General features: G+C 65.8%; 24 protein-coding genes. 17 read left to right on the forward strand and 7 right to left on the reverse strand.

Annotated features, from left to right (window positions below; translation table 11 throughout):
* Positions 1-55: 55 nt before the first annotated feature.
* Positions 56-1,234, reverse strand: coding sequence for a geranylgeranyl reductase family protein (locus AB0I14_RS31725; protein ID WP_358030832.1), 1,179 nt, complete (start codon positions 1,232-1,234; stop codon positions 56-58).
* Positions 1,235-1,385: 151 nt separating this feature from the next.
* Here AB0I14_RS31725 and AB0I14_RS31730 point away from each other — a divergent pair, with 151 nt between their 5' ends.
* From AB0I14_RS31730 to nrdF, 3 genes are all read left to right on the forward strand, one after another.
* Positions 1,386-2,126, forward strand: coding sequence for a TetR/AcrR family transcriptional regulator (locus AB0I14_RS31730; RefSeq protein ID WP_358030835.1), 741 nt, complete (start codon positions 1,386-1,388; stop codon positions 2,124-2,126).
* Between the two features lie 79 nt (positions 2,127-2,205).
* Positions 2,206-3,747, forward strand: coding sequence for an NAD(P)/FAD-dependent oxidoreductase (locus tag AB0I14_RS31735; RefSeq protein ID WP_358030838.1), 1,542 nt, complete (start codon positions 2,206-2,208; stop codon positions 3,745-3,747).
* 63 nt (positions 3,748-3,810) lie between these two features.
* Positions 3,811-4,785, forward strand: a complete 975-nt coding sequence (nrdF, locus tag AB0I14_RS31740; RefSeq protein ID WP_358030841.1) for a class 1b ribonucleoside-diphosphate reductase subunit beta — start codon at positions 3,811-3,813, stop codon at positions 4,783-4,785.
* Here the strand turns inward: nrdF and AB0I14_RS31745 are convergent, their stop codons facing one another.
* Positions 4,786-5,316, reverse strand: a complete 531-nt coding sequence (locus tag AB0I14_RS31745) for a hypothetical protein (RefSeq protein WP_358030844.1) — start codon at positions 5,314-5,316, stop codon at positions 4,786-4,788. It lies immediately after the preceding gene.
* Positions 5,317-5,432: 116 nt separating this feature from the next.
* On the opposite strand from AB0I14_RS31745, the gene AB0I14_RS31750 reads away from it, so the two are divergent.
* A complete protein-coding gene (locus tag AB0I14_RS31750; RefSeq protein WP_358030847.1) occupies positions 5,433-6,812 on the forward strand; it encodes an alpha/beta hydrolase-fold protein in 1,380 nt (459 codons plus the stop codon).
* A 1-nt stretch (position 6,813) separates the two neighbouring features.
* Here the strand turns inward: AB0I14_RS31750 and AB0I14_RS31755 are convergent, their stop codons facing one another.
* On the reverse strand, positions 6,814-8,265 hold the full coding sequence (locus tag AB0I14_RS31755; protein WP_358030850.1) for an LLM class flavin-dependent oxidoreductase: 1,452 nt from the start codon (positions 8,263-8,265) through the stop codon (positions 6,814-6,816).
* A 144-nt stretch (positions 8,266-8,409) separates the two neighbouring features.
* On the opposite strand from AB0I14_RS31755, the gene AB0I14_RS31760 reads away from it, so the two are divergent.
* A complete protein-coding gene (locus tag AB0I14_RS31760; protein ID WP_358030853.1) occupies positions 8,410-8,760 on the forward strand; it encodes a DUF3349 domain-containing protein in 351 nt (116 codons plus the stop codon).
* A gap of 80 nt (positions 8,761-8,840) precedes the next feature.
* Here the strand turns inward: AB0I14_RS31760 and AB0I14_RS31765 are convergent, their stop codons facing one another.
* The 3 genes from AB0I14_RS31765 to AB0I14_RS31775 form a co-directional block, all read right to left on the reverse strand.
* Positions 8,841-9,890: an NAD(P)-dependent alcohol dehydrogenase gene (locus AB0I14_RS31765; RefSeq protein WP_358030856.1), complete on the reverse strand. Its 1,050-nt coding sequence runs from the start codon at positions 9,888-9,890 to the stop codon at positions 8,841-8,843.
* Between the two features lie 162 nt (positions 9,891-10,052).
* Positions 10,053-10,328, reverse strand: coding sequence for a YciI family protein (locus tag AB0I14_RS31770; RefSeq protein ID WP_358030859.1), 276 nt, complete (start codon positions 10,326-10,328; stop codon positions 10,053-10,055).
* Positions 10,329-10,362: 34 nt separating this feature from the next.
* The gene (locus AB0I14_RS31775; protein ID WP_358030862.1) at positions 10,363-11,025 is read right to left on the reverse strand and encodes a TetR/AcrR family transcriptional regulator; all 663 of its coding nucleotides are present in this window, start codon (positions 11,023-11,025) and stop codon (positions 10,363-10,365) included.
* A 298-nt stretch (positions 11,026-11,323) separates the two neighbouring features.
* Here AB0I14_RS31775 and AB0I14_RS31780 point away from each other — a divergent pair, with 298 nt between their 5' ends.
* The 11 genes from AB0I14_RS31780 (at position 11,324) to AB0I14_RS31830 (ending at position 22,919) form a co-directional block, all read left to right on the forward strand.
* Positions 11,324-13,300: an ABC transporter ATP-binding protein gene (locus AB0I14_RS31780; RefSeq protein ID WP_358030915.1), complete on the forward strand. Its 1,977-nt coding sequence runs from the start codon at positions 11,324-11,326 to the stop codon at positions 13,298-13,300.
* A gap of 107 nt (positions 13,301-13,407) precedes the next feature.
* On the forward strand, positions 13,408-14,169 hold the full coding sequence (locus tag AB0I14_RS31785; protein ID WP_358030864.1) for an ABC transporter permease: 762 nt from the start codon (positions 13,408-13,410) through the stop codon (positions 14,167-14,169).
* Between the two features lie 31 nt (positions 14,170-14,200).
* Complete coding sequence (locus AB0I14_RS31790; protein WP_358030867.1) at positions 14,201-15,205, forward strand: ABC transporter permease; 1,005 nt, start codon at positions 14,201-14,203, stop codon at positions 15,203-15,205.
* Positions 15,206-15,841, forward strand: coding sequence for a cysteine hydrolase (locus AB0I14_RS31795; RefSeq protein ID WP_358030870.1), 636 nt, complete (start codon positions 15,206-15,208; stop codon positions 15,839-15,841).
* Complete coding sequence (locus AB0I14_RS31800) at positions 15,838-17,418, forward strand: ABC transporter substrate-binding protein (protein WP_358030873.1); 1,581 nt, start codon at positions 15,838-15,840, stop codon at positions 17,416-17,418. The genes AB0I14_RS31795 and AB0I14_RS31800 overlap by 4 nt, the downstream gene beginning before the upstream one ends.
* The gene (locus AB0I14_RS31805) at positions 17,418-18,269 is read left to right on the forward strand and encodes an N-acyl homoserine lactonase family protein (protein WP_358030877.1); all 852 of its coding nucleotides are present in this window, start codon (positions 17,418-17,420) and stop codon (positions 18,267-18,269) included. The genes AB0I14_RS31800 and AB0I14_RS31805 overlap by 1 nt, the downstream gene beginning before the upstream one ends.
* Entirely contained in the window at positions 18,262-19,563 is a 1,302-nt protein-coding gene (allB, locus tag AB0I14_RS31810) for an allantoinase AllB (RefSeq protein WP_358030879.1), read from the forward strand. Before AB0I14_RS31805 ends, allB begins: the two co-directional genes overlap by 8 nt.
* Complete coding sequence (locus tag AB0I14_RS31815; RefSeq protein WP_358030882.1) at positions 19,560-20,312, forward strand: aspartate/glutamate racemase family protein; 753 nt, start codon at positions 19,560-19,562, stop codon at positions 20,310-20,312. Before allB ends, AB0I14_RS31815 begins: the two co-directional genes overlap by 4 nt.
* Positions 20,309-21,334 (forward strand): allantoicase, encoded by a 1,026-nt coding sequence (alc, locus tag AB0I14_RS31820; RefSeq protein ID WP_358030885.1) that lies wholly within the window; start codon positions 20,309-20,311, stop codon positions 21,332-21,334. The genes AB0I14_RS31815 and alc overlap by 4 nt, the downstream gene beginning before the upstream one ends.
* Complete coding sequence (locus tag AB0I14_RS31825) at positions 21,331-21,864, forward strand: hypothetical protein (RefSeq protein WP_358030888.1); 534 nt, start codon at positions 21,331-21,333, stop codon at positions 21,862-21,864. The genes alc and AB0I14_RS31825 overlap by 4 nt, the downstream gene beginning before the upstream one ends.
* Positions 21,861-22,919, forward strand: coding sequence for a 2-oxoglutarate and iron-dependent oxygenase domain-containing protein (locus AB0I14_RS31830; RefSeq protein WP_358030890.1), 1,059 nt, complete (start codon positions 21,861-21,863; stop codon positions 22,917-22,919). The genes AB0I14_RS31825 and AB0I14_RS31830 overlap by 4 nt, the downstream gene beginning before the upstream one ends.
* Here the strand turns inward: AB0I14_RS31830 and AB0I14_RS31835 are convergent.
* Complete coding sequence (locus AB0I14_RS31835) at positions 22,912-23,985, reverse strand: iron-siderophore ABC transporter substrate-binding protein (RefSeq protein ID WP_358030893.1); 1,074 nt, start codon at positions 23,983-23,985, stop codon at positions 22,912-22,914. The two genes, AB0I14_RS31830 and AB0I14_RS31835, sit on opposite strands and share 8 nt — an antisense overlap.
* Before the next feature lie 176 nt (positions 23,986-24,161).
* Here AB0I14_RS31835 and AB0I14_RS31840 point away from each other — a divergent pair.
* The coding region (locus AB0I14_RS31840; RefSeq protein WP_358030896.1) for a cbb3-type cytochrome c oxidase subunit I at positions 24,162-25,636 on the forward strand (1,475 nt) is incomplete at its 3' end.

Genomic DNA, 25,636 nt, shown 5'->3' on the forward strand with positions numbered 1-25,636 from the left:
TGAAGTCCCTGCGAAAAATCTACGTCGCAGGGACTTCACGCTCGCCGTCTGATGCCTACGTGTGCTGCGGGCTCTGCGCTTTCTTGTACAGCGACTTGAGCAGCAGATCGCGGAAGGTGTGGTTGTCCAACGCCTTCAGGCCCGCACCCGCGACCGCGGGCATCCCGGCGAGCTTGTTGAAGAACCGACCGCGTCGGTACTCGTCGCCCCAGGCGGCACGCATCCGCTGCTCGTAGTTCGTGAAGTCGTCGGGCCCACCGTTGGTGAGTGCGGCAATCGCGCATTCGCCTGCGGTCAAACCGGATTCGAGCGCCTTGGAGATGCCGGCCCCGGATACCGGCTTGCCGGCGCCCAGCGAGTCACCGACGAACAACACGCCGGGACGCCACGGCGGCCACGCCGTGAAGCCCATCGGCAATCGCCACGCCCGCACGCTCTTGTTCTTCTTGAGCTCCTCGATCGGAGGCAGCTCCCATTCCGCGGGCAGGGTCCGCAGGAAGTCGCCGAGGAACTGAGTGGCGTTGATCGACTGCCAGTTCTTGTAGCTGTTCACGTAGCCCAGACCGATGTTGAACCGGCCCCCGCCCATCGGGAAGATCCAGCCGTAGCCGGGCAATTGATCGCCCTGGAACAACAGCTTGAGGTAGATCTCGAAGGCATCCGAATCGGGACGGTTGGCGTGCATCTCGGACCGGATCGCGATGGCCGAGTAGCCGTTGTACTCCGAGTCGATCTTCAGCGCCCGCTTGATGGGGGAGTAGGCACCGTCGGCCGCGATGACCGCGTCGCCGAACACCTTCTCACCGCTCTTGAGCACCACGCCGACCACGCGGCCCTTGGCGTCGAACTCGGGTCCGGCGACCTCGGCACCCTGGCGGACCTCGGCGCCTGCCGACTCGGCGTGCTTGAGCAGCAGCGTGTCGAGTTCGGTGCGGCTCACGGTATGGCCGTGGTCGGGCATGCCTGGGCGACGCGGGAAGGACAGCTCCCACTCGCTGGGGCTGAACACGGTCACCTTGTTGACCCGATGGAACTTGGAGACCTCGTCGGCCAGGCCCATCTTCTGCAGGTAGCTCACCGCGCGGGCGGTGAGTCCATCGCCACAGGGCTTGTCGCGGGGGAACTCCGCTTTGTCGAGAACCAGCACCTTGGCGCCGGTCTGAGCGGCCTGCCATGCGGCGGCCGACCCCGATGGGCCGCCACCTGCTACGACCAGGTCGTATCGCTGCGTCATGAGCCTCGTCTCATTGGTTGACTGTGGCTGCGATAGTACCCAAGCCAGGTGTCGACGGCTTGACGGGCGAACGCCCGGGTCAAACGGCAAAACCGCGTGTTGTCGGGCGGTCTTGGCAGGTCAGCGCTATCAGGGCGGGTACAGTGATCGCGTGCGGCGAACGTCGAGATCACATTCCAGCGATGGCCCGGGCGTCAAGGTTGATGCCCGTAGCGAGCGCTGGCGTGAGCACCGTAAGAAGGTGCGGTCAGAAATTGTCGACGCCTCGTTCCGGGCGATCGACCGATTGGGCCCCGAGGTCAGCCTGCGCGAGATCGCCGAAGAGGCCGGTACGGCCAAGCCAAAGATCTACCGCCACTTCGCCGACAAGTCCGATCTGTTCCAGGCCATCGGCGAGCGACTGCGCGACATGCTGTGGTCGGCGATCTTCCCGGCGATCAACCTCGGCGCCGACCCGGCCCGGGAAGTCATCCGGCGCAGTGTCGAGCAGTACGTCCGGCTCGTCGACGAACACCCGAATGTGCTGCGGTTCCTGATCCAGGGCCGGTTCGCCGAACAGAGCGAATCGACCATGCGGGCCCTCAACGAGGGCCGCGGCATCACCCTGGCGATGGCCGACATGTTCTCCAACGAACTGCGCGAGATGGAACTGGACGGGGCCGCGATCGAATTGGCGGCATTCGCCACATTCGGTGCCTGCGCGTCGGCCACGGACTGGTGGCTGGGCACCGATGAGGACAGCCCGCGCCGGATGCCGGCCGAGGAGTTCGTCAACCACCTGACCACCATCATGGTCGGTTCCATCAACGGCACCTGTGAACTGCTCGGCATCTGGATCGACCCGGACCTGCCGCTGCACGAAGGTGTTCAGCGTCGCCAGCACGCCAGCTAATCGTCTCGTTGACAGCGGCGTCCCAGGTCCGGAGACTGGGAAGTATCCGGTACCGGCGTTCCCAGAAAAGGACTGAGCTATGACGGCTGCCCAACCCTCGCCGCAGGGTCAGCAACCAATCCACACCCGCGCCCTGATCATCGGCAGCGGGTTCTCGGGGATGGGAATGGCGATCGAGCTGCAACGCCGAGGCGTCGACTTCCTCATCTTGGAGAAGGCCGACGAGTTCGGTGGGACATGGCGCGACAACACCTACCCGGGCTGTGCCTGCGACATCCCGTCGCACATGTACTCGTTCTCCTTCGAGCCGAAGGCGGACTGGAGCCACATGTGGTCCTTCCAGCCTGAGATCCAGGACTACCTGCTGGGCGTGGCCGCCAAGTACGGGCTGCGCAGCTACACCCGGTTCAACACCCATGTGGACCGCGCGCACTGGGACGAACAAGAGCTGCGCTGGCATGTGTTCAGCGACACCGGCCAGGAGTTCATCTCCCAGTTCCTGGTGTCCGGGGCCGGCGGACTGCACATCCCGCAGATTCCCGACATCGAGGGGCGCGAGGATTTCGCCGGTGCGGCTTTCCATTCCGCGGAGTGGGACCACAGCGTCGACCTCACCGGCAAGCGGGTCGCGGTGATCGGCACCGGCGCCAGCGCCATCCAGATCGTGCCCGAGATCGTCACGGACGTCGCCGAGCTGCACCTCTACCAGCGCACCCCGGCCTGGGTCATGCCACGGGTGAACAACAAGTTCCCGCAATGGATTCGGCGCTTGTTCAGCTATGTGCCCGGGACCCGCGCGGCGATGCGCGCCGCCATCTACTGGATCCACGAGGGGGTCGGCTTCGCGATGACGCAGCAGCCGCGGCTGCTCAAGATCGGCGAGGCGATGGGCCGCTACAACATCAACCGCAGCATCAAGGACCCCGAGCTGCGCCGCAAACTCACCCCGAGCTACCGCGCCGGGTGCAAGCGAATCCTCAACTCCGACAAGTACTACCGCGGAATCGCCAACCCCAAGGCCCAGGTGATCACCGAGTCGATCTCCCGGATGACCCCGACCGGTATCGTCACCGCCGACGGCGTCGAGCATCCGGCCGACGTGGTCGTGTGGGCCACCGGCTTCCACGTCACCGACTCCTACACCTACGTCGACATCAAGGGTGCCGGCGGTGAGGATCTGGTGGACCGCTGGAACCGCGAGGGCATGGCAGCCCACCGCGGCATCGCGGTGTCCGGTATGCCGAATCTGTTCTTCCTGCTCGGGCCGAACACCGCACTGGGCCACAACTCGGTGGTGTTCATGATCGAATCGCAGATCCGCTACGTCGGTCAGGCGATCGCCGCCGTCGACGACGCCGGGGCTGCTGCGCTGTCGCCCAACCCTGTCGCCCAGGCGGAGTTCAATGCCGAGCTGCAACGCGATCTGGCCGACACGGTGTTCAACACCGGAGGTTGCCGGAGCTGGTACATGGACGCCCACGGCGTCAACCGGACCCTGTGGAGCGGTATGACCTGGCAGTACTGGCTGGCAACGCGCAAGCTGGACCCCGAGGAGTTCGATTTCATCCATGAGGCGCGCGACACGAAAACACAAGGTGTTGCGGTCACCGCGGGTAGCTGACCCCAGGGGTAGTGTCGTGGGTACTGTCCGGCAAACAAAACAACCTGGTGAAGTGGGGTTCTGGTGAGCGAAGGCATGAAGCTGATCGACCGTGTCTCAGCGATCAACTGGAACCGTGTCCAGGATGAGAAGGACGCCGAGGTCTGGGATCGGCTCACCGGTAATTTCTGGTTGCCGGAGAAGGTGCCGGTGTCCAACGACATCCCGTCGTGGGGCACGCTCACTGCGCACGAGAAGCAGCTCACCATGCGGGTGTTCACCGGCCTGACGCTGCTGGACACCATTCAGGGCACAGTCGGCGCCGTCAGCCTGATCCCTGATGCGCTCACCCCGCACGAGGAAGCCGTCTACACCAACATCGCCTTCATGGAGTCGGTGCACGCCCGCAGCTACAGCAACATCTTCTCCACGCTGTGCTCGACGGCCGAGATCGACGACGCGTTCCGCTGGTCGGAGGAAAACCCGAACCTGCAGCGCAAGGCCGAGATCGTCATGCAGTACTACAAGGGTGACGAGCCGCTCAAGCGCAAGGTGGCCTCCACCCTGCTGGAGAGCTTCCTGTTCTACTCGGGCTTCTACCTGCCGATGTACTGGTCCAGCCGGGCCAAGCTGACCAACACCGCCGACATGATCCGGCTGATCATCCGTGACGAGGCCGTTCACGGCTACTACATCGGCTACAAGTACCAGCGCGGGTTGGCCCTCCTGGACGAGGAAAAGCGTACGGAGCTCAAGGATTACACCTACGAGCTGCTCTTCGAGCTCTACGACAACGAGGTCGAGTACACCCAGGATCTCTACGACGAGGTCGGGCTCACCGAGGACGTCAAGAAGTTTCTGCGCTACAACGCCAACAAGGCGCTGATGAACCTCGGCTACGAGGCGCTGTTCCCCAAGGACGAGACCGACGTGAACCCGGCGATCCTGTCCGCGCTGTCACCGAACGCCGATGAGAACCACGACTTCTTCTCGGGCTCGGGTTCCTCGTACGTGATCGGCAAGGCCGTCAACACCGAAGACGAGGACTGGGACTTCTAGCTAGTTGGCGTACGGGTTGCGCCCTTCACCGGTGTTGAGCAGCAGTGGGTTGTTCACATCGAGGACGTAACTGCCGCCTGGGCTGAGGACGAACCCGGCTCCGTCAAAGGAGTTGCTGCACATCGTCACCGTGCCGTCGGTGCCACAGGTCACGTTGCGGAAGCTGATGCGCGACCCAGGTGGTAACCGGTTGGGCAGCCCGTCGAACACGAACAGTGGCCGGTTGTCGTTCATGAACGTGGGCGGTCCCTGCTGGGCGCCGGTAACGGCGTTGGCCCCGTCCGGTGCTGCGGGCAGTGGGCCGCTGCAGCCGTATTTGCCTGATCCGCGGCCGATTGCGCATGCGATATCGCCCGGCACCGCGAATGCGTAGTACTCGCCGTTGTGCATCGCGAAGTCTGACGGCTTCACCGGCGTCAGCGCGTTGAGATTGAGCGGTGGGGGCGGCGGGTCCCCAGCAGCGATGCCAGGGAAACCGACGCCGGCGCCGACCGCCGCGCCCATCAGGGCCACCAGAATCCTCATGCGCATCAGGCCACCTTAAGACGTGCCATCCTGGCTCGCAGGAAGATACCGCCGGTGTGGGCGGCCGCTCACTCAGCATCCCTCCAGCGGGCTGACAGCTGGCGCTGATATCAAAAGAACCGATGCACCAGCTCATTGCGCAGATCTCGCTGATCCACGGCTGGTTCCCGGTTGTCGTTCAGCTGATTGCTGCACTGCTGCTGGGAGCCGCCGTGGGTTGGCGTTCGCCGCGCTGGCGCAGTCGGTTGTTGCCGGCCCTTGTGGTCGCGGCGGCCGCGTTGGCGGGAGTGACGTACTGGTACATCGATTCGATCGGGGTGGCCGGAAACGCCGGACCGCCCGAGTTGTGGATTTGGATCGCGTTGACCGCCTTGGCCGGCGGTGTCGCCATTGTGGGGTGGGTGAGTGCGCGATGGTGGCGACGCACCGCCTCGGTCGCCGCGATCGGGGTGTGCGGGCTGGCCTGCGCACTGACGCTCAACATCTGGGTCGGGTATTTCCCGACCGTGGACGCCATGTGGAAGCAGCTCACCTCGAGCCCACTTCCGGGGCAGACGGACCGGCTGACCGTCACGAAGATGCAACTGGCGCATTTCAGGCCCACGAGTGGCGTGCTGGTCCCGGTGACCATCGACTCGCAGGCTTCCGGGTTCAGTCACCGCAGTGAGCTCGTCTATCTTCCGCCGGCGTGGTTCGCCAGCACCCCGCCGCCCGAACTTCCGACAGTCATGATGATCGGGTCACAACTGAACACCCCGGCCGACTGGCTGCGCTCGGGCAACGTGCTGGGCATCATCGACGGCTTCGCGGCTACGCACGGTGGCAACGCGCCGGTGTTCGTGTTCGTCGACGCCACCGGCTCGTTCGCCAACGACACCGAGTGCGTCAACGGCGTCCGAGGCAACGCGGCAGATCACCTGACCAAGGATGTTGTCCCGTACCTGATCTCGAACTTCGGGGTGCGCTCGGATCGCGACGGTTGGGGGATTGCGGGCTGGTCGATGGGCGGAACCTGCGCGGTGGACCTCACGCTGATGCATCCCGACATGTTCCGGTCGTTCATCGACATCGCCGGTGACCTGCGCCCGAACGCGGGGGACAAGGCACAGACGATCAGTCGTCTGTTCGGCGGGGATGCCGACGCCTGGGCGGCATACGATCCGGTCACCATCATGCGCCGCCACGGACCGTACTCCGATGTGTCGGCGTGGTTCGAGGTGCCAATCTCCCAACGTGGCGGTACGACGCACGATCCCACGGCGAATCCCGAGGCGCAGGACGTCGCCGCGACCACGCTGTGCGACGCGGCCCGCGCCGAAGCGATCAGGTGCTCGGTGCAGACCGCGCCGGGCCGCCATGACTGGGCATTCGCCGCCAACGCCCTTGGCGCCGCGCTGCCGTGGCTGGCCGGTCAGCTCAACACCCCCGGCGTGGAAGAGACCCGATTGCCGGCGTCGACGTTGGAGAAGCAGCCCACGTCAGTCCAGGCTGCGCCGCGCTGAGTCAGCGGCCCCGTGCGGGCTGGGCAGCCGTCGACGCCGCGGAGGACGGCAGCGTAGAGGGTCGTTCGATGATCGTCGAATTCGGCCCTCCTACACGGTAACTGGCACCACGGTGTTCGTCGGCCAGGCGATCGCCGTTGCCCAGCAGCTTGTTGCGCAGGGTTCCGGGCGCGTAGGCCGACTGGTAGGCGCCCCGCTCGGTGAGCACCGGCACGACGTGCTCGATGAATTCGGCGAACGAGCCGGGCGTGATCGCGTACGCCAGGTTGAAGCCGTCGACGTCGGTCTCCTCGACCCACTGCTGCAGGGTGTCGGCGACGTGCACCCCGGACCCGACGATGCGCGGTCCCATGCCGCCGATCTCACCCCACTCGGCGATATCGCGCACGTTCCACTCACCGCCCTTGTCGGAGGCGGACTGAAAGGCCTTGACCGCGGACAGGATTGCGTTGGAATCGACATTGCCGATCGGCTCGTCAAGTCCGTAGCGGGCCAGGTCCACGCCCATCCACCCGGACATGAACACCAGTGCTCCCTCGGGATCGCCGTACGCCAGGTATTCGGCATGCCTGGCGTGGGCTTCCTCGTCTGTCTGCCCGGTGATGATGGTGGTGAGGTTGAAGATCTTGGCGGAGTACGGGTCCCGGCCGGCCAGCTCGAGCTCGGCGCGGATCGTGGAAACCGTTTCGCGCAGAAGAGCTTTGGTGGGCGCGGCGGTGAAGATGGCCTCAGCGTTCTCGGCGGCGAAACGAACTCCGCGTGGCGAGGATCCGGCCTGGTAGATGACTGGCGTGCGCTGCAGCGACGGTTCGGCCAGGTGGACCCCCGGGACGCTGAAATGTGCTCCGGAATGGCCGATGTGGTGCACCTTGGCCGGATCGGTGAAGACCCCGCGTTCGGCGTCGCGCACCACCGCACCGTCCTCCCATGAGCCCTCCCACAGCTTGTAGAGGACTTCGAGGTACTCGTCGGCGTGGTCGTAGCGCGCATCGTGCGCCGGCTGATCGGTCTGGCCCATGTTGCGTGCTGCCGCGGGAAGATACCCGGTGACGACGTTCCAGCCGACCCGACCGTTGGTCAGGTGGTCCAGCGTCGACATCCGCCGGGCGAAGGGATACGGATGCTCGAATCCCGTCCCGGTGGTGATGCCGAAGCCCAGGTTCTCGGTCACCAGCGCCATCGCCGACACCAGCAGCATCGGGTCGCCCACCGGGATCTGCGCGGCCTGGCGGATCGCCGCCTCATCGCTGGCACCGTACACGTCGTAGGTGCCGAGTACGTCGGCGATGAACAGGCCGTCAAAACGCCCGCGTTCCAACAACTTCGCCAGTTCGGTCCAGTAGGTGATGTCCTTGTAGCGCCAGGACTGATCCTCCGGATGGCGCCAGAGCCCCGGAGACTGATGGGCGACGCAGTTCATATCGAAGGCGTTGAAGCGGATCACACGAGTCACTGTGCCGAGGATGCCCGGACGCCGGGGGACGGTCACCGGTTGCGCTCAGCGGGATTGTTTTTGGTGGTAAATCACGAATGAATGCCCGACCAACTGTCGGCGCGTCCAGTGGTGGGTTGACCGGGCAGCCGCGAAACTTACTGGGTGTCAACCAAGTCGCTGCTGATCTCGGTTCTGAACTGGCTGCGTGCCGGCTACCCGGAAGGGGTCCCGGGCACCGATCGCGTGCCGTTGCTCGCGCTGCTGCGGGCCACCCCGCTCACCGAGGAGCAGGTGGCCGAGGTGGTGCGCAACCTCGCTGAGGCCGCAGCGCCTGCCGACGTCGACCATCCCATCGACCGCGACGAGATCGCGGAGTTCATCGCCGAAGTCACCGACCACGACGCCGGTCCGGAGAACATTGCGCGGGTGGCGGCCAAACTGGCCGCAGCGGGCTGGCCGCTGGCCGGCGTCGAACTGCAGTCCGACGCCGACCAGTACTCAGAGGCCCGATAACCCGTTACGCCGCGGATTGCGGTCACTAGGTGACTGCAATCCGCGGCGCTGACGACTGGGATTGTTGGCGCTGGTTCCGACTAACCGCGCAGCGAGGCGGTGTCGATCACGAAGCGGTACCGCACGTCACTGGCGAGCACGCGCTCGTAGGCCTCGTTGATGTATTCGGGCGCGATGACCTCGATCTCCGGGGTCACGTTGTGCTCGGCACAGAAGTCCAGCATCTCCTGGGTCTCCGGGATGCCGCCGATCATCGAACCGGACAGGCTGCGGCGCAGGCTGCCCAGTGGGAAGAACGGCACCACCAGCGGCTTCTCCGGCGCGCCCAGTTCCACCAGCGTGCCGTCGGTCGCGAGAAGACCCAGGTAAGCGCCCAGGTCGAGATTGGCCGACACGGTGTTGAGGATCAGGTCGAAGCGGCCCCGCAACTGGCTGAACGTCTCCGGGTCGCTGGTCGCGTAGTACTCGTCGGCGCCCAGGCGCAGGCCGTCTTCCATCTTCTTCAGCGACTGCGACAGCACGGTCACGTGCGCGCCCATCGCGTGAGCGAGCTTGACGCCCATGTGGCCGAGGCCGCCGAGGCCGATCACGGCGACGTTCTTGCCCGGTCCGGCGTTCCAGTGGCGCAGCGGCGAGAACAGGGTGACGCCGGCGCACAGCAGGGGAGCTGCCTTGTCCAGCGGGATGCTGTCGGGGATGCGCAGGACATAGTTCTCGTCGACGACGATCGCGCCGCTGTAGCCGCCGTAGGTCGGGGTGCCGTCGCGCTCGGTCGAGTTGTAGGTGCCGATCATGCCGCCGCCGGTGCAGTACTGCTGCAATCCGGCCTTGCAGTTGTCGCACTCACGACAGGAGTCGACGAAACATCCGACCCCGACATGGTCGCCGACCTTGTACTTGGTGACCTCGGGGCCGACCTCGGTGACGACGCCGGCGATCTCATGGCCGGCCACCACGGGGTAGTTCGGGGTGCCCCACTCGGCCTTCACGGTGTGGATGTCGGAATGGCAGATGCCGGCGAAGTGGATGTCGAAGGCCACATCGTGCGGCCCTACCTCGCGGCGGGTGATGGTGGTCTTGGCCAGCGGTTCGGTCGCCGAGTTGGCGGCATAGGCATAAACAGTGCTCATCAAAAAGCCCTCTTTGCTCGTCGTCTTACGTATCCCGGAAAAGGTTAGTCCGGTTAACTGATCACCGCCTGTGACGGCAGTCCGCAGCGTGCAACGACGCAGGCGGCAGCGGTAATCCCGCTACCGCCTGTGACATATCTCCCGGATCAAGCCGGGATGACGTCACAACCCGGGGGCGCGGACCGACCCGTTGAAGGAGAGGCGCTCGCAGCGAATGAGTCCGGCCGAGGTGTAGGGATCGCGGGCGATCACGTCCTCGACTTCTTCTTCGCTGAGGTCTCCGGTGATGAGCACCGCACCGGTCGCCGTTTCCAGACGCCCGGCCAGCAGGATGCGGCCCGCGGCCACTTCCTCCTTGAGCCACGCCACGTGGGCGGGGCGGGTCTGGTCGACAACGTCGATCGGTTGCAGGTAGGTCGTGGTGAGGACGTGGAACATGAAACGAACACTATGCAGTGGATGGCGTGCGGCCTCATGAAGGGTGGTGTCTGTCGATCTCCCGGCGGCTACGCGTATGCAGGGCCGCCGCCGCATCGTCGAGAACACCCAAGACGCGCAGGCAGGCGTCCGCGACATGAAACGGCATTTCGCATCGCCCCGGACCGGCCGGCATCGACCACATGTTGACCAGCGATTCGACGAGACGGAACGGTAGGTCGGCGGCCGCCTCGTGAACACCGGTCCGCTGGCTCACCGCGCGGCTCAGAGACAGGTAGTGCAGCCGCAGCCGCTCGCGGTCCGACCAGAACGGCTCTAGCTTGGCTTCCCGCAATTCGGGCAGCAGATAGAGCGCACCGAGGTTCCACCGGCCGGACATCAGTTGGGCGCCGTCGAACGCCGCCAACGCATGCAGATGCTCGTCGGCCGTCAACGCGGGTTCGGCGCCGAGCAGGCTCGGGATGAAGTCGAGAGTCGGGGCGACCGTCTGCTCGAGAAGCGCACACAGGATGTCGTCCTTGGTCTTGAAATAGTGGTACAGGGATGCCTGGCGGACGCCGACGGCCTCGGCGATCGTCCGCGTCGAGGTTCCCGCATAACCGGTCGTGGTGAACAATTCACCTGCGGCGTCCAGGATTTCGTCGCGCACGGTCACCCCCGGACGACGCTGGGTATTCACGCGAGGACGTCCTGCCATAACGCCATGGTTGGCCTTTCGGAGACGAAGGGCCAGCCCACCGGGTATCGGTCACTCGATAGAAACCCGTGACACGTGACGGTTACCGCACCCGTCAATTCCTTTACACCTCATTAACGCCGGTGACACCCGACGACGCCGCCGCCGGTGAAAACTGTCGCTCGACAGGCTGCGGCACATGGTGGTGACGCGGAATTGCCACATCGCTTCTGGGAGGCCCACGATGGTTGAGGCCACGATCGACATCACCCTCCCCGCGGGTCTCGGTGCAGGTGACCCCGCGGCTGACGACCCGTCGATGCGTGTTGGGGCAAAGTCACTTTCACCGCCACAGGCGGTCGCCACCATCGACGACCTGCGCGTCACCTTTCGTCGCAACGGCCGCGACATCCACGCGCTGCGCGGGATCTCCCTCACCATCGCCCCGGGGGAGATCGTGGGCCTGGTCGGTGAATCCGGTTCCGGCAAAACCGTTCTGGGGTTCACAATGCTCGGTCTGCTGCCCACGACCGCCAAGGTCGGCGGGTCGGTCCGGGTGGCGAACTCCGACATGGTCAACGGCGGAAACAAGGCGTTGCGCAAGGTGCGTCGCCTCGATCTGGGTGCCGTGTTCCAGGATCCGATGACCTCGCTCAACCCGACGATGCGGATCGGCAAGCAGGTGGAGGAAGCCGCCGGCAGTGAGCAGGAGGCGCTGCGCCTTCTCACCGCGGTCGGCATTCCGGAACCCAAGCGCCGGATGCGGGCATACCCACACGAACTCTCCGGTGGGTTGCGTCAACGCGTGATGATTGCGATGGCGGTCGCGGGAAACCCCGAACTCGTGATAGCCGATGAACCGACCACCGCGCTCGACGTCACGGTTCAAGCTCAGGTGTTGCGGCTGCTGCAGCGGCTACGGGACGAGATCGGTTGCAGCATCGTGCTGATCACCCACGACCTGGGCGTCGCCGCGCAGATCTCGGACCGCATCGCGGTGCTCTACGCCGGACGCATCGCCGAGATCGGTCCTGCCGCCGAGGTGCTGGCCAACCCCGCCCACCCCTACACCCACGGACTGCTCGGCAGCCGGCTCACCCTGGACACCGCACGTGACCGGAAGCTCGCAGCCCTGCCCGGCGCAGTCCCCAGCCCAGCCTCGCCGTTGCCCGGGTGCGCATTCGAGCCGCGCTGCGCAGCAGCCACCGGGGACTGTTCGGCATCACTACCGGAGCCCGTTGCTGTTGCACCCCAACGCGTCAGCGCCTGCGTCCGGCCAGCACCGGAAATCGCGGCTACGTTGGGCTCCCTGTCGGCCGACGCCGGCGAGCTGTACCCGGCCAAGAAGGAGGGCAGCGCTGAGCAGCCGCCGGCAGTGGCGCTGGCCAACATCACCAAGACGTTCGCGGTGTCGCGGCGGTGGCTGGACCGGTCGGCGGGCAATCACGGAAAGCTGCACGCGCTGCGCGGCGTGACGATGCGCGTGAGCCAGGGCGAATCCGTGGCACTGGTCGGCGAGAGCGGCTCGGGCAAGTCGACACTGTTGCGGATCATCGCCGGGCTGGAGACCCCGACCTCGGGATCTGTCCGGGTGGCCGGTGGTCAACGTCCGCAGATGGTCTTCCAGGACGCGGGCGCCTCGCTGACCCCCTGGCTGTCGGTCGGTGAGTTGATCTTCGAACGGCTGCGCGGCACCAAGATGTCAGCGGCTCAACGCCGCACCGCCGTGGGCGAGGTACTCGAACGGGTCGGCCTCCCGGCCGAGGTGGCCAAAGCACGCTCGGGGGAGCTCTCCGGCGGTCAGCGCCAACGGGTTTCGCTGGCACGGGCGACCGTGGTCCCGCCATCGGTGCTGCTGTGTGACGAGCCGACCAGCGCGCTCGACGTGTCGTTGGCCGCTTCGGTCCTCAACCTGATCGGGGATCTGCGCCGCAGCCTGGGGATGTCGGTCGTCTTCGTGACCCACGATCTGTCGGTTGCCCGGGTGGTGGCCGACCGGATCGCCGTGATGTACCTGGGCCGCATTGTCGAGATCGGACCCGCCGATCGTGTGATCGGCGACCCGGCCCATCCGTACACCCGGGCACTCGTCGACGCGATCCCCGACCTGGGCCGCGAATCACGCGTGCTACCCGGCGAGCCCGCGAGCCCATTGTCGCCGCCGGATGGTTGCTCGTTCCACCCGCGATGCCCGATCGCGGTACCGGCGTGCGGCGGTAGCGAACTCGACGTCCGGTTGGAGGGCAGACCGGGCAATCCCCATCTCGTGGCGTGTATCGAAAGGCGGGCCGTCTGATGGCGATAGCGATTGCGTTCCCCACGCCGGCGCGCGGACTTACACGCCGCCGGCCGTCGTGGTCATGGCCGCGAGCCACGGTACTCAACTGGGCCGGATTCTCGCTCGTGATTGTGCTGACCCTGCTCGTCATTGCGGTGCCGCTGATCGCCCCGCACGATCCGCTCACACCGGTGGGTGCGCCGCTGCAGGCTCCGGGCAAGAACGGCTTCCTGCTGGGCACCGACAGCGTCGGCCGCGACATCTTGTCGCGAGTGCTCTACGGCGCCCGTTCGAGCTGGTTCGCGGCGCTGGTGGTGGTCGCGGTCGGCCTGGCGATCGGCGGGCTGGTCGGCTTGATAGCCGGTGCGTCGGGAGGCCGGATCGACTCAATGCTGATGCGCATCACCGACGCGTTCCTGTCACTGCCCGCCCCGGTGCTCGCCATCGCCGTCGTCGCTGCAATCGGACCGGGTTTCGTGCACACGCTGATCGCAGTGTCGATCGTCTGGTGGCCGTTCTACGCCAGATTGGTACGCGGCGAGGTCGCGAGACTGGCCGCTCGCCCACACGTCGAGGCCGCGAAACTGGCTGGGGTGAGCCGTTTCCGGCTCGCTACCCGGCACCTACTGCCCGGTGCGGTGCCGAATGCAGTCGTCGCCGCCAGCCTGGATCTGGGCACCCTGATCCTCACTGTGGCCGCACTGTCGTTCCTCGGTCTGGGCCAGGCGGCGCCCGCACCTGAGCTCGGTGCGGACTCGGCCCGCAACCTCAGTTATTTCCTGCAGCAATGGTGGATTCCGGTGATGCCTGGTCTTGGTGTCCTGGTGCTGGCCCTCGTCGGGAACATCGCCGGGGACTGCCTGCGGAACCTGATGAAGACCAACTGAGCGCGGTGGCGATGAAGAGAGGAGTACTTGAGTGAAGACTTTCGTGGCTTCCCGGGTGAGCGCGATGGTAGCCATCCTGATCGCGCTGACCGGGGTGATGTTCGTGCTTCAACACATTTCGCCGCTGGATCCGGTGAAGGCCCAGCTGGGTGCCCAGGCCTCGGCCCAAGCCGTCGCCGCCAGACGCGAGGAACTCGGTTTGAACCAGCCTGTGCTCGTGCAGTTCTGGCACTACCTGACCAATGCGGTGACCGGCGATCTCGGAACCTCCTACCGCACGCGTCACCCGGTGTTGACGGACCTCGGCAGCTTCCTGCCTGCCACGTTGGAACTGGCGATCTTCGGGATCGTGATCGCGCTGGTGCTGGCGGCCCTACTGGCATTCGGCATGACGTTGAAATGGCCTGGTGCACAGGTGCTTCGGGCGGTGTTGTTCACCGGGGCGGCGGCGCCCATGTTCCTGCTCGGCATCCTCGGGCTGATCGTGTTCTACCAGAACCTGGGGTGGGTTCCGGCCAACGGTCGTATTGCCATAGCGAATCCGCCCGACGGGCCGACGGGTCTGCTCACCGTCGACGGACTCGTTCACGGCAGGTTCGACGTGATGGCGGACGCCGTGCAACACCTGCTGCTGCCGGCCCTCGTAATCGCCATCGGGCCCGCCGTGGCGATCGGGCGGGTGCTGCGCAGCAGTCTGATGACCGATATCGACAGCGACTACGCGCGCACCGCCCGGGCCAAGGGGTTGTCGGAGGGGCAGATCATGACCCACCACGTCCTACGCAACTCCGTCGGGTCGGCACTGTCGATGACCGGACTTCAAGTGGGCCTGATGTTCTCGGGCGTACTCGTGGTCGAGCAGGTGTTCGGATGGCCGGGTATCGGCCAGTACATCGCGCAGAGCATCCCGGTTGCCGACTTTCCGGCCATCGCGGGCGTGACCTTGATGTTGGGCGCGCTCTATGTAGTCATCAACACCGCCGTGGATCTACTCCAGGCGGCAGCCGATCCGCGTATCGCAGTAATAGGAGGTTAGGTGCCCAAACAGCCACTCATCGTGGGTAATCCAGTTCTTGTCGTGGTCGACATACAGGAGGGCGGTGGAATGTCGGCTCAGGACGCCGGGATTCCGGTGATGCCCGGTCATGCCGAACGGGTCGCGGTTGCCGAAGAGCTGCTCGCCGCAGCGCGTGCGGCGGATGTACCGGTGGTGTTCTTCCAGGAGGTCCACCGGCCCAGCGGAATCGACTTCGGCCGCGAACTCGACGGGACCGAGGGTGTCCACTGCGTCGAGGGGCAGCCCGGCACCGACCTGGAACCCACCCTGCGGCCACTGCCCGATGAGTTCCACATCGTGAAGCGGCGCTACTCCGGTTTCATCGGGACAGATTTCGAGATCGTGCTGTCGGGCCTCAAGGCATCGACCCTCATCCTGATCGGTGGGCTCACCGACGTGTGCGTGCACTACACCTTCGCCGACGCCCACCAGCGTGACTTCTACGTCCGCGTCGTCACCGACTGCGTGGGCGGGTCGTCGCAGTTCCGGCACGATGCCGCGCTCGACGCCATGGAGTACCTGCAGACCGGTGCGGTACGAACCTCCGACGAGATCCTCGCCGCCTTCTCCGAACTCGCCACTTCCCAGTCCGTTCTCGAAGGAGCCGCCCGATGATCAAGCGATGGAAGACCATTGCCGCTATGAGTGCGGTGGCAGCGTTGACGCTGAGCGCCTGCGGCGGTGCGGATTCGGGAAGCGGCACACCCAGTCCGGCGCCGACCGACAAGGTGCTGCACCTGTCGTTCCTGCAGGACCCCGGTCAGCCGCCAGACCCGGACATCTACTACGCCGGCCAAGGCCTGCTGCTGACCACCAATACGTACGAGGGGCTTTTGCAGTACAAGGCGGGCACCGACAAGCCTGAACTGGAACCGCTGCTGGCCACGGCGTGGACAGCGTCGCCGGACAACAAGGTGTTCGATTTCAAGCTGCGCGAAGGCGTCAAGTTCCACGACGGAACCCCGTTCACCGCGGAGGCCGTCAAGGCGTCTTTCGATCGTCGGCTGGCGGTCAACCAAGGCCCGTCCTACATGGTCAAGGACGTGGAATCGGTTACCCCACACGGTGACTACGACGTCACAATCACTCTGAAGGCACCCAACGCTGCCTTCCTCGACTACCTCGCATGTGCATACGGGCCCAGGATGATGAGCCCTCAAGGCCTGCAGCTGAATGCCGGCTCCGATCATGCGCAGAGCTATCTGACCAATCACGACCTGGGGACCGGCCCGTACACGCTGACCGCGGCCGAGGTCGGATCCCGCTATGCGCTGGCGGCGTTTCCCGAGTACTGGGGAGCCAAGCCATACTTCGAGAAGGTCGAGATGCCGGTGATCACCGATGTCTCGGCGCAGCAGCTTCAGTTCAACAACGGACAGCTCGCCGCGATCCTGCATGACCTGCCGTCGTCAGCGGTCCAGTCCTACCTGGACAACAAGGGTTTCGCCAACTACTCGCTGCCGACCATGATGTCCAACTACCTGTACGTGAACGCGCACAAGGGCATGATGACGGACGCCAAGAACCGCACTGCGGTGCTGCAGGCGATCAACGTCGACGAGCTGGTCAAGCAGACGTACTTCGGTCGCGGCGACGTGGCCGGGCAGATCTATCCGCCCAACATGATGGCCTCGGACTTGGCCAATCAGGCTGTGGCTCACGACCCGTCGGTGCTCAGCGGCATCGCGGGGGGACTTCCCGCCGACCAGAAGGCCATCACGATCGGCTACGACTCGAGCAATCCTGACAATCAACTGGTCAGCAATCTGATTCAGACCCAGCTTGCCGCAGCAGGTTTGACCGCGAAGGTGCAGGCCTACCCAACATCGGAGATCTACGGTTGGATCGGCACCGACGGTCAGTCCGCTCCAGAGATCTTCACCGCCCTGGCCTGGCCCGACGCCCCGTCCCCATACACCTGGGGCCACATCTCGTGGGATCCGGACGGCGGCCTGAACTACCTGGGCTGCTCGGCGCCGCCGGTCACCGACGCGCTGGCAAGTGGCCTGCCCACAGGTGACTCCGCAGTGTTCTCGCGTGCCGGACTGGAAGCGGTGAAGACCGGCTGCTGGCTCAACATCGCCGACGTCAACGACTTCATGGTGGCCCAGCCGTGGCTCAAAGGTGTCGAACAGGCTCACGTGGTGACCAACCCCAACTCACTGCGGCTCGCCGCGCTGTCGGTGGGCTGATGGCGACGCTGATCCGCAAGAGCGGAGTCCGCCACATCATCCTGCTCACGCTGGGTTGGGAAGAGTTGCCGAAATCGGTGTCTGTGTACGGGGCGCCGGCCGCGGAACGCATGCGCGAACCCGTTCCGGGGGTACTGCTTCAGACCGACGGAGGTTGGGTGCTGCTCGACACGGGATTCAACACCGCGCTGGTGCGTGACCCCGCGTTGTATCGCCGGTTCTTCCCGACCGTCGAGTACCGGCCGGTGCTGCCGGGACCCGGTGAGCCGATCGAGCAACGGCTCGCCGAGGTGGGAGTCGACTTCGACGACATTCACACCGTCGCGGTGAGCCATCTGCACCACGATCACGCCGGTGGGCTCAAGCTGTTCGCCGGCAAGATCCCGGTGCACGCCCAACGTCGTGAGCTGGAATACGGTCTGTCGAACCACCCTGAGCCGGAACGCAATGCGATCGTCCGGGTGGACTTCGACGATCCGAACATCGACTGGCGGCTGGCCGACGGTGAGGCCACGATCGCTCCGGGCATCACCGCGATCCCGACTTACGGACATACGCCCGGGCATCAGAGTTTCGCGGTGGAGCTCGATGAGTCGGTCGGCGGTGGCGGGTTCGTGTTCGCGTTCGATGCCGCGGATCTGACGGAGAACATCGAGCATGAGCTCCCGATCGGCGGGTTCATCGACGTCGAGCCCGAGGAAACAGTCGAACCGATCCGCAAGCTCAAGAAGCTGGCGCGGGACAAGGGATATCAGTTGATTCCCGGCCACGACCCGCATGTGTGGCCCGGTCTGACGGACCACTTTCACGAGCGTTTCGGGCCGGTCGCCTCGGGCGCACAGCATGTCTGATCTGGTGCTCCGGGCGCAGCGGGTGCTGATCGACGGGGAGCTACGGCCGGCGTCCGTGGTGGTCTCCGGCGGAGTCATCACGGACATCGGGGATGTGGACGCCGGCACGGGGGCGCCGATTCAGATCGAGCTCCCGGCCCACACGGTGCTGCTGCCCGGTTTCGTCGACACCCACGTTCACGTCAACGAACCGGGCACGGACTGGGAGGGTTTCGGCACGGCGACCGCGGCGGCGGCCGCTGCCGGGATCACCACGATCGTGGACATGCCGCTGGTTTGCCGTCCCGTGACCACCACCGTCTCGGCACTGCGCGCCAAACAGGCAGTGGCCGAGGGGAACTGCCATGTCGACGTCGGGTTCTGGGCGGGCGTGGTGCCGGAGAATCTCGGTGAGCTGGAGGCACTGGCGGCTGCGGGTGTCCGCGGGTTCAAGTGTTTCCTCGCAGACTCCGGCAACCCCGACTTCGGGTACCTGACGACCGCGCAGTTCCGCACTGCGATGAACCGGATCGCCGAACTCGGCTCGGTGCTGTTGGTGCACGCCGAAAGCCATCGGGTGATCGTTGACAGCTCTCCGCCGCGTGGGCGCCGCTATGCATCGTTTCTCCGGTCGCGTCCCGATTCCGCCGAAGAGGACGCGGTGGGGCTCGTGATCGATACGGCAGCCGCGAGTGGCGCACGCGCCCACATTGTGCATGTATCCAGTGCGAACGTGCTTCCGATGCTCGCTGATGCCAAACGTGTGGGCATCCCGGTGACAGCCGAGACTTGCCCGCACTACCTGACATTCACCGCGGAGGCGATTCCCGACGGCGGCACGGAGTTCGCCGCCTGTCCACCGGTCCGAGATGCCGCCAACCGTGACCGACTGTGGGGTGGTCTGCTGGACGGCACCGTGGACATGGTGGTATCCGATCACTCACCGTGCTCCCCGAACCTCAAGGCGGGCGGGGATTTCGGGCGGGCGTTCGGCGGAGTCAGCTCACTGCAGGTCGGGCCGGGCGCGGTGTGGGCACACGCGGTACAACGTGGGTTCGGACTGCCCGATCTGAGCCGCTGGATGGCGCAACAGCCTGCCGCGCTGGCCCGGTTTGCCGACCGGGGGCGCATCGCGCCCGGACTGCGGGCCGATCTGTGTGCCTTCGACCCCGACGTGGAAACGCATGTGCACACCGATGATCTGCTCCACCGCCACCGGGTGAGCCCGTACGACGGCGTGACTATCCAGGGCGCGGCGCTGCAAACCTGGGTGGCAGGCGTGCCGGTGTTGGGGAAGGTGGCCGAACCGGCATGAGGATTCTGGTACTCAATCCGAACACCTCGGGGTCGATGACCGCCGAGATCGCTGCGGCGGCCACCGCAGCGGCGCACGCTGGCACCGAGATCGTGTGTCTGGCGCCGCGGTTCGGTAGCGCGGCCATTGACTCGGCCGCCGAGAGCTACCTGGCGGCCGTCGGCATGATGGACCTGATCACCAGGCTGACCGAAGCGGGTGAGTTCGATTTCGATGCCGTCGTAGTGGCCGGATTCGGCGAGCACGGCAGGGATGCACTGGCCGAAATGCTAACCGTGCCGGTGTTCGACATCGCCGAATGTTCGGCTCACATCGCCCATCTGATCGGCCGGAGGTTCTCCGTCGTCACCACATTGGCGCGATCCGTCGCGCCGATCGAAGACCGGCTGCTGCTGGCCGGGCTCGACGCGCACTGTGCGTCGGTGCGGGCCTGCGGACTCGACACCGCCACAGTCGATGCGGATCCGGAAGGAGCGATCCAGGCCATCGTGGCTGAGGCCGCCCGAGCGATCACCGAAGACGGTGCCGATGTGATCTGCCTGGGGTGTGCGGGGATGTCCGGGGTCGTCGACGCGGTCGCCGCCAAGCTGGGCGTGCCCGTCGTCGACGGCGTGGCCGCGGCGGTTGGTCTCGCCCAGGCCGTGGTGGGGCTGGAGTTGTCGACCAGCAAGGCCGGGGTCTATGCACCGGGTCCGGACAACCCGCGCAGCCACTGGCCGATCTCGCACGCCCTGGGGTTGGACCGATGATCTCAGCAGCGCCAGGGGTGGACCTTGCCTCTCGCATCGTCGGGGGCAGCGTCGTGGCAGCCAGCGATGAATCGTTCGGCTTCAAGGAGCGGCTGATCGATCCGGCCGAACCGGCGTTCGTGCCGGGTACATACGACCTGCGCGGGGAGGTCGTCGACGGTTGGGAGACCCGCCGTCACGCCGGGCCTGCCGGCGACTGGGTGATCGTCCGCCTCGGTGCACCGGGGCGGCTGCGCGCCGTCGATGTCGACACCCGGTTCTTCTCAGGCAACCATCCACAAGCCTGCCGTCTGGACGCGGCCGTGCTCGCGCCGAGCGCCGACGTGACGGATCCCGCGGTTGACTGGACAACCATCGTGGAACCAACTGCGTTGAAGCCGGATTCGAACAACTTGATGACGGTGACCGACCGTCGCCGCTGGACGCACGTACGGCTTTCGCTGGCGACCGACGGCGGTGTGGCGCGAATGCGCGCCTATGGCGATGTGATCCCCGATCCGGCGCTATGGGCCGACGTCACCGTCGAGGTGTCCGGCCTGGAGCAGGGCGGTCGTGTCGAATGGTGCAGCGACGACTTCTATTCCGATGCGACCGCGCTGGCGGCACCCAATCGGCCACGCAACATGGGCGACGGCTGGGAAACGCGCCGGCGCCGCGACATCGGTTTGGACACCCATGACGCGGTGGTGATCTCGTTCGCGGTACCGACCGACGTGAAGCGGATCGAGATCGACACCTCCTACTTCGTGTTCAATGCATCGCTGGAGGTGGCCGTGCTCGGGACCCGGGTTCGCGCCGAAGGCGAACATGGTTGGGCGGTAGTGCCATTCGACATCCCGGTGCTCGGGCGTAGCCGACTGGCAGCCGACGCCCGGCAGGTGTTCGTCGTCGACGCGCGGGCCGTCTCCGCGTTGCGTGTGAACGCATATCCCGATGGCGGGATCGCCAGGGTGCGCGCCCTGGGTGCACCGACTGCTGAAGGACTGCAACAGCTCAGAGAGCAATGGAAGGAATGCTCGTGAACCAGGTCTTGGCATCGGAATGCACAGGATTGTGGCGGCGCATCTTGCTGATCGAGGCCGACGGATCACGCGACATCGGGACCGGCGTCGAATGGTTGCAGGCCGGCAGCGCCTACGTCGACTCCCGTGGTTTCGGCGGTCAACTGGTGCAGCGCGGCAACGTGTTCTCGTGGCAGCGTGCCGTTGAGCTCGAGCCGTCGGGGCCGGTTTGCGACGAGGGTGAGATGCGTTGGGACGGAGAAACTCTGATCGAGACGGGGGTGCATGAGGACTATGTCGAACACTGGGTGCGCGACCTCCGTCCGACGACGCCCCACGGTGGGTTCTTCCTGCGGGCCCCAGACGGAGGCCAAGCCATCCTCGTGTGCGTTGGCTCGATCTTCGGCTGGCTGGGTGCCGGTCAGGTGGTGATCGACACGGTGGGCGGGCCGCGATGGGCCGCGCTCGCAATCGATCTGGAAGGTGAGCAGATTCAGGCCAACGGCGTGCGCTGGGTCGTGGAACTAACTGAAGGGACAGTGGATCTGTGAGTGGCACAACTTCGTTGGCGGCATTCGTGTCGGTGCCGATCATCGACATCAGCGGGCTGCGTTCGGCCCGGCGTGACGAGCGTGAACGGGTCGCGGCCGAGATCGGCACGGCGGCCCGAGAGGTCGGCTTTTTCTATATCAGCGGATCGGGCATCGATGAAGCGGTGTTCGAACGGATGCTCACTGCTACCAGACAGTTTTTCGCGCTGCCGTTGGAAGAGAAGATGCGCAGCTATATCGGGCTGTCGCAGTGCCACCGCGGTTACGTCCCGGTGGGGGAGGAAGGCGTCGAGACGGACACGCCAGACCTGAAGGAAGCTTTCGACACCGCACTGGACCTGCCGGCCGACGACCCTGACCATCTGGCGGGCAACCCGATGCTCGGCCCGAACACCTGGCCCGATCTCCCGGGATTCGCCGAAGCGGTGACGTCGTACTACCGCGCCGTGCTCGAGGTGGGCCAACAACTGCTGTGGGCATTCGCGGTGGCGCTGGGGGAGGACCCCGAGGTGTTCTCCCGGCATGCCACCAAGACACCCAGCCAACTGCGGTTGATGCACTACCCGCTCAACGCCGACGCGCAAGACGGGCAGGGCATCGGTGCGCACACCGACTACGAGTGCTTCACTCTGCTCAAGCCCACCGCGCCCGGCCTGGAGGTGCTCAACGGCGCCGGTGAGTGGATCGATGTGCCCCCGGTGGACGGGACATTCGTCGTCAACATCGGAGATCTGCTCGAACTGTGGACCAACGGAACATTCGTGGCGACCAGTCACCGGGTGCGCCGCGTGGCCCAGGAGCGCTACTCATTCCCGCTGTTCTTCAACGTCGACTACGACACCGAGGTGAAACCGCTGCCTCGGTTCATCACCGCCGACGGGCCGCAGCGCGCGGCGCTGCGAGCCGGCGAGCACCTGTTCGCCCAGACCGCGCAGACCTTCACGTACCTGCGCCGCCGCATGCAGGCCGGCGAGTTGGTGCTACCCGACGGGTCGCTGGCCACCGGCCAATTCGGACAGCAGGCCGTACACGGAGTCGACGGTCGGATCAGTTGATCGGGGCGTTGACCCAGCGCAGGTCATCCAGGATGCCGCGGGCGGCCACGATGTTCTGCCCCGCCTGCCAGACCTCGTTGTTCACCACGAACACCCGGTTGTCCTTGGCTGCCGACAGCGCCCGCCAGGCCGGGCTCTGGAGGATGTTGGGCGCTTTGTCCCGGGCTGCTGCGGAGGTGAACGAGACGTAGACGATGTCCGCGTCCGCGCTGCGGTAGTCGGCGTCGGTGGTGCCGAGCTCCTCGTAGGGCTTGTCGGTAAACCGTTGCGCGGCAGGGCGATCCAATCCCACCGCAGCGAGCACGTTGCCCGGGAAGGTGTCGGCCCCGTACACCCGGACGCTGTTCTCGGTCAGCTGCACGACCGACGCCTGGAAGTGCGGGGCGTCGTTCTGCGCACCGGTGTCGCGGGCGGCGTCGTCGAACTTCGCGATCAGGTCGGCTGCGGCGTCCGCGCGACCGGTCGCCGCACCCACCGCACGCAATGTGTCACGCCACGCGGCGCCGGGCGCACCGGTGAACACCGTCGGGGCGATCGCCGACAGTGCGCCGAAGGACGCAGGAGTGAGCGCCGCCGAACCCAGGATCAACTCCGGGTTGGCGGCCTTGATGGCATCCAGGTCCGGCGCGCCCCGATTACCGGCCGGAGCCACCGCGTGCACGACGGCGCCCAGATAGGAGGGTTGCTCGGAGGAGCCCTCCGGAAGTGCGGCCGCGACGATCCGGGACTGCAGGCCCAGCGCACACAACGCATCCAGTTGGTCGCCGGACAGGGCGACGATGCGCTGCGGGTCGCCGCGCACCTCGGTGGACTCCGGAATATCGGCACCTTCGGCGCGCGCGTTGCGGACCTCCCGCGCCGACTGATCGGCGGCGGCGGGCTCGGCCGCGCAGGATTCGTCGGGCTTGCGCTGATTACCCAACACACCGGAATCGGCGATCTTGGTGACGCTGGTGGAGATCGACGTCTGCGACTGCGGCGTCTGCTCCGCCGAACCGCATCCACTGGCGAGTGTCGCGGCCGCGGCCATCACCGCGACTGCGGCGCGGGGTCGGTTGATCAGCACCGGGCGACCGTAACATTCACAGCTTTGCCGCTGGTCAGGACCTCGCCATGGAAAGTCGCGACTCCAGGGCGCGACTCAGTACGACGGTTTGTAGGACCCAGGGGCGCACAAGCCTTCGGGAGCGTTAGGATTCAGGTCGATATGCGGGATTTCCCGACGAATCTTTGGAGGATCTCTTGGTAGCCGAAGCGCCCCCAATCGGAGAACTCGAGGCACGTCGTCCTTTTCCGGAACGGATGGGCCCCAAGGGCAACCTGATCTACAAGCTCATCACGACCACCGATCACAAGCTGATCGGCATCATGTACTGCGTCGTCTGCTTCGCCTTCTTCTTCATCGGCGGTCTGATGGCGCTGTTCATGCGTACGGAGCTGGCGATGCCCGGGTTGCAGTTCCTGAGCAATGAGCAGTTCAACCAGCTGTTCACCATGCACGGCACGGTGATGCTGCTGTTCTACGCCACCCCGATCGTGTTCGGGTTCGCCAACCTGGTGCTCCCGCTGCAGATCGGTGCGCCCGACGTGGCGTTCCCGCGGCTGAACGCCCTGTCGTTCTGGCTGTTCCTGTTCGGTGCGCTGATCGCCATGGGCGGCTTCATCACCCCCGGTGGTGCCGCGGACTTCGGTTGGACGGCCTACTCGCCGCTGACCGACGCCATCCACTCGCCTGGTGCCGGTGGTGACCTCTGGATCCTGGGTCTGGCTGTCGGTGGTCTGGGCACCATCCTCGGTGGCGTCAACATGGTTACGACCGTGGTCTGCATGCGTGCACCGGGTATGACGATGTTCCGCATGCCGGTGTTCACCTGGAACATCCTGGTGACCTCGATCCTGGTGCTGATCGCGTTCCCGATCCTGACCGCCGCGCTGTTCGGCCTGGCTGCCGACCGCCACCTGGGCGCTCACATCTACGACCCGGCCAACGGCGGCGTCCTGTTGTGGCAGCACCTGTTCTGGTTCTTCGGGCATCCCGAGGTGTACATCATCGCGCTGCCGTTCTTCGGCATCGTGTCCGAGATCTTCCCGGTGTTCAGCCGCAAGCCGATCTTCGGTTACACCACCCTGATCTACGCCACCATCAGCATCGCGGCCCTGTCGGTCGCCGTGTGGGCGCACCACATGTACGCCACCGGCGCCGTCCTGCTGCCGTTCTTCTCCTTCATGACGTTCCTGATCGCCGTCCCGACCGGCATCAAGTTCTTCAACTGGATCGGCACGATGTGGAAGGGCCAGCTGACATTCGAGACGCCGATGCTGTTCTCGGTCGGCTTCCTGATCACCTTCCTGCTCGGTGGCCTGTCCGGTGTGCTGCTGGCCAGCCCGCCGATCGACTTCCACGTCACCGACAGCTACTTCGTCATCGCGCACTTCCACTACGTGCTCTTCGGCACCATCGTGTTCGCCACCTACGCGGGCATCTACTTCTGGTTCCCGAAGATGACCGGACGTCTGCTCGACGAACGCCTGGGCAAGCTGCACTTCTGGCTGACCTTCATCGGCTTCCACACCACCTTCCTGGTGCAGCACTGGGTCGGTGACGAGGGCATGCCGCGCCGCTACGCCGACTACCTGCCGTCGGACGGCTTCACCACGCTCAACGTGATCTCCACGATCGGTGCCTTCATCCTGGGCATCTCGACGTTGCCGTTCGT

This window comes from Mycobacterium sp. NPDC050441, from assembly GCF_040655355.1.
Classification (GTDB): domain Bacteria; phylum Actinomycetota; class Actinomycetes; order Mycobacteriales; family Mycobacteriaceae; genus Mycobacterium.

Coding starts and splice junctions, on each gene's coding strand:
- AB0I14_RS31725 (WP_358030832.1), bottom strand. CDS start 1,234: ATGACGCAGCGATACGACCTGGTCGTAGCAGGTGGCGGCCCATCGGGG.
- AB0I14_RS31735 (WP_358030838.1), top strand. CDS start 2,206: ATGACGGCTGCCCAACCCTCGCCGCAGGGTCAGCAACCAATCCACACC.
- AB0I14_RS31745 (WP_358030844.1), bottom strand. CDS start 5,316: ATGCGCATGAGGATTCTGGTGGCCCTGATGGGCGCGGCGGTCGGCGCC.
- AB0I14_RS31750 (WP_358030847.1), top strand. CDS start 5,433: ATGCACCAGCTCATTGCGCAGATCTCGCTGATCCACGGCTGGTTCCCG.
- AB0I14_RS31765 (WP_358030856.1), bottom strand. CDS start 9,890: ATGAGCACTGTTTATGCCTATGCCGCCAACTCGGCGACCGAACCGCTG.
- AB0I14_RS31770 (WP_358030859.1), bottom strand. CDS start 10,328: ATGTTCCACGTCCTCACCACGACCTACCTGCAACCGATCGACGTTGTC.
- AB0I14_RS31775 (WP_358030862.1), bottom strand. CDS start 11,025: ATGGCAGGACGTCCTCGCGTGAATACCCAGCGTCGTCCGGGGGTGACC.
- AB0I14_RS31780 (WP_358030915.1), top strand. CDS start 11,324: ATGCGTGTTGGGGCAAAGTCACTTTCACCGCCACAGGCGGTCGCCACC.
- AB0I14_RS31800 (WP_358030873.1), top strand. CDS start 15,838: ATGATCAAGCGATGGAAGACCATTGCCGCTATGAGTGCGGTGGCAGCG.
- AB0I14_RS31805 (WP_358030877.1), top strand. CDS start 17,418: ATGGCGACGCTGATCCGCAAGAGCGGAGTCCGCCACATCATCCTGCTC.
- allB (WP_358030879.1), top strand. CDS start 18,262: ATGTCTGATCTGGTGCTCCGGGCGCAGCGGGTGCTGATCGACGGGGAG.
- AB0I14_RS31815 (WP_358030882.1), top strand. CDS start 19,560: ATGAGGATTCTGGTACTCAATCCGAACACCTCGGGGTCGATGACCGCC.
- alc (WP_358030885.1), top strand. CDS start 20,309: ATGATCTCAGCAGCGCCAGGGGTGGACCTTGCCTCTCGCATCGTCGGG.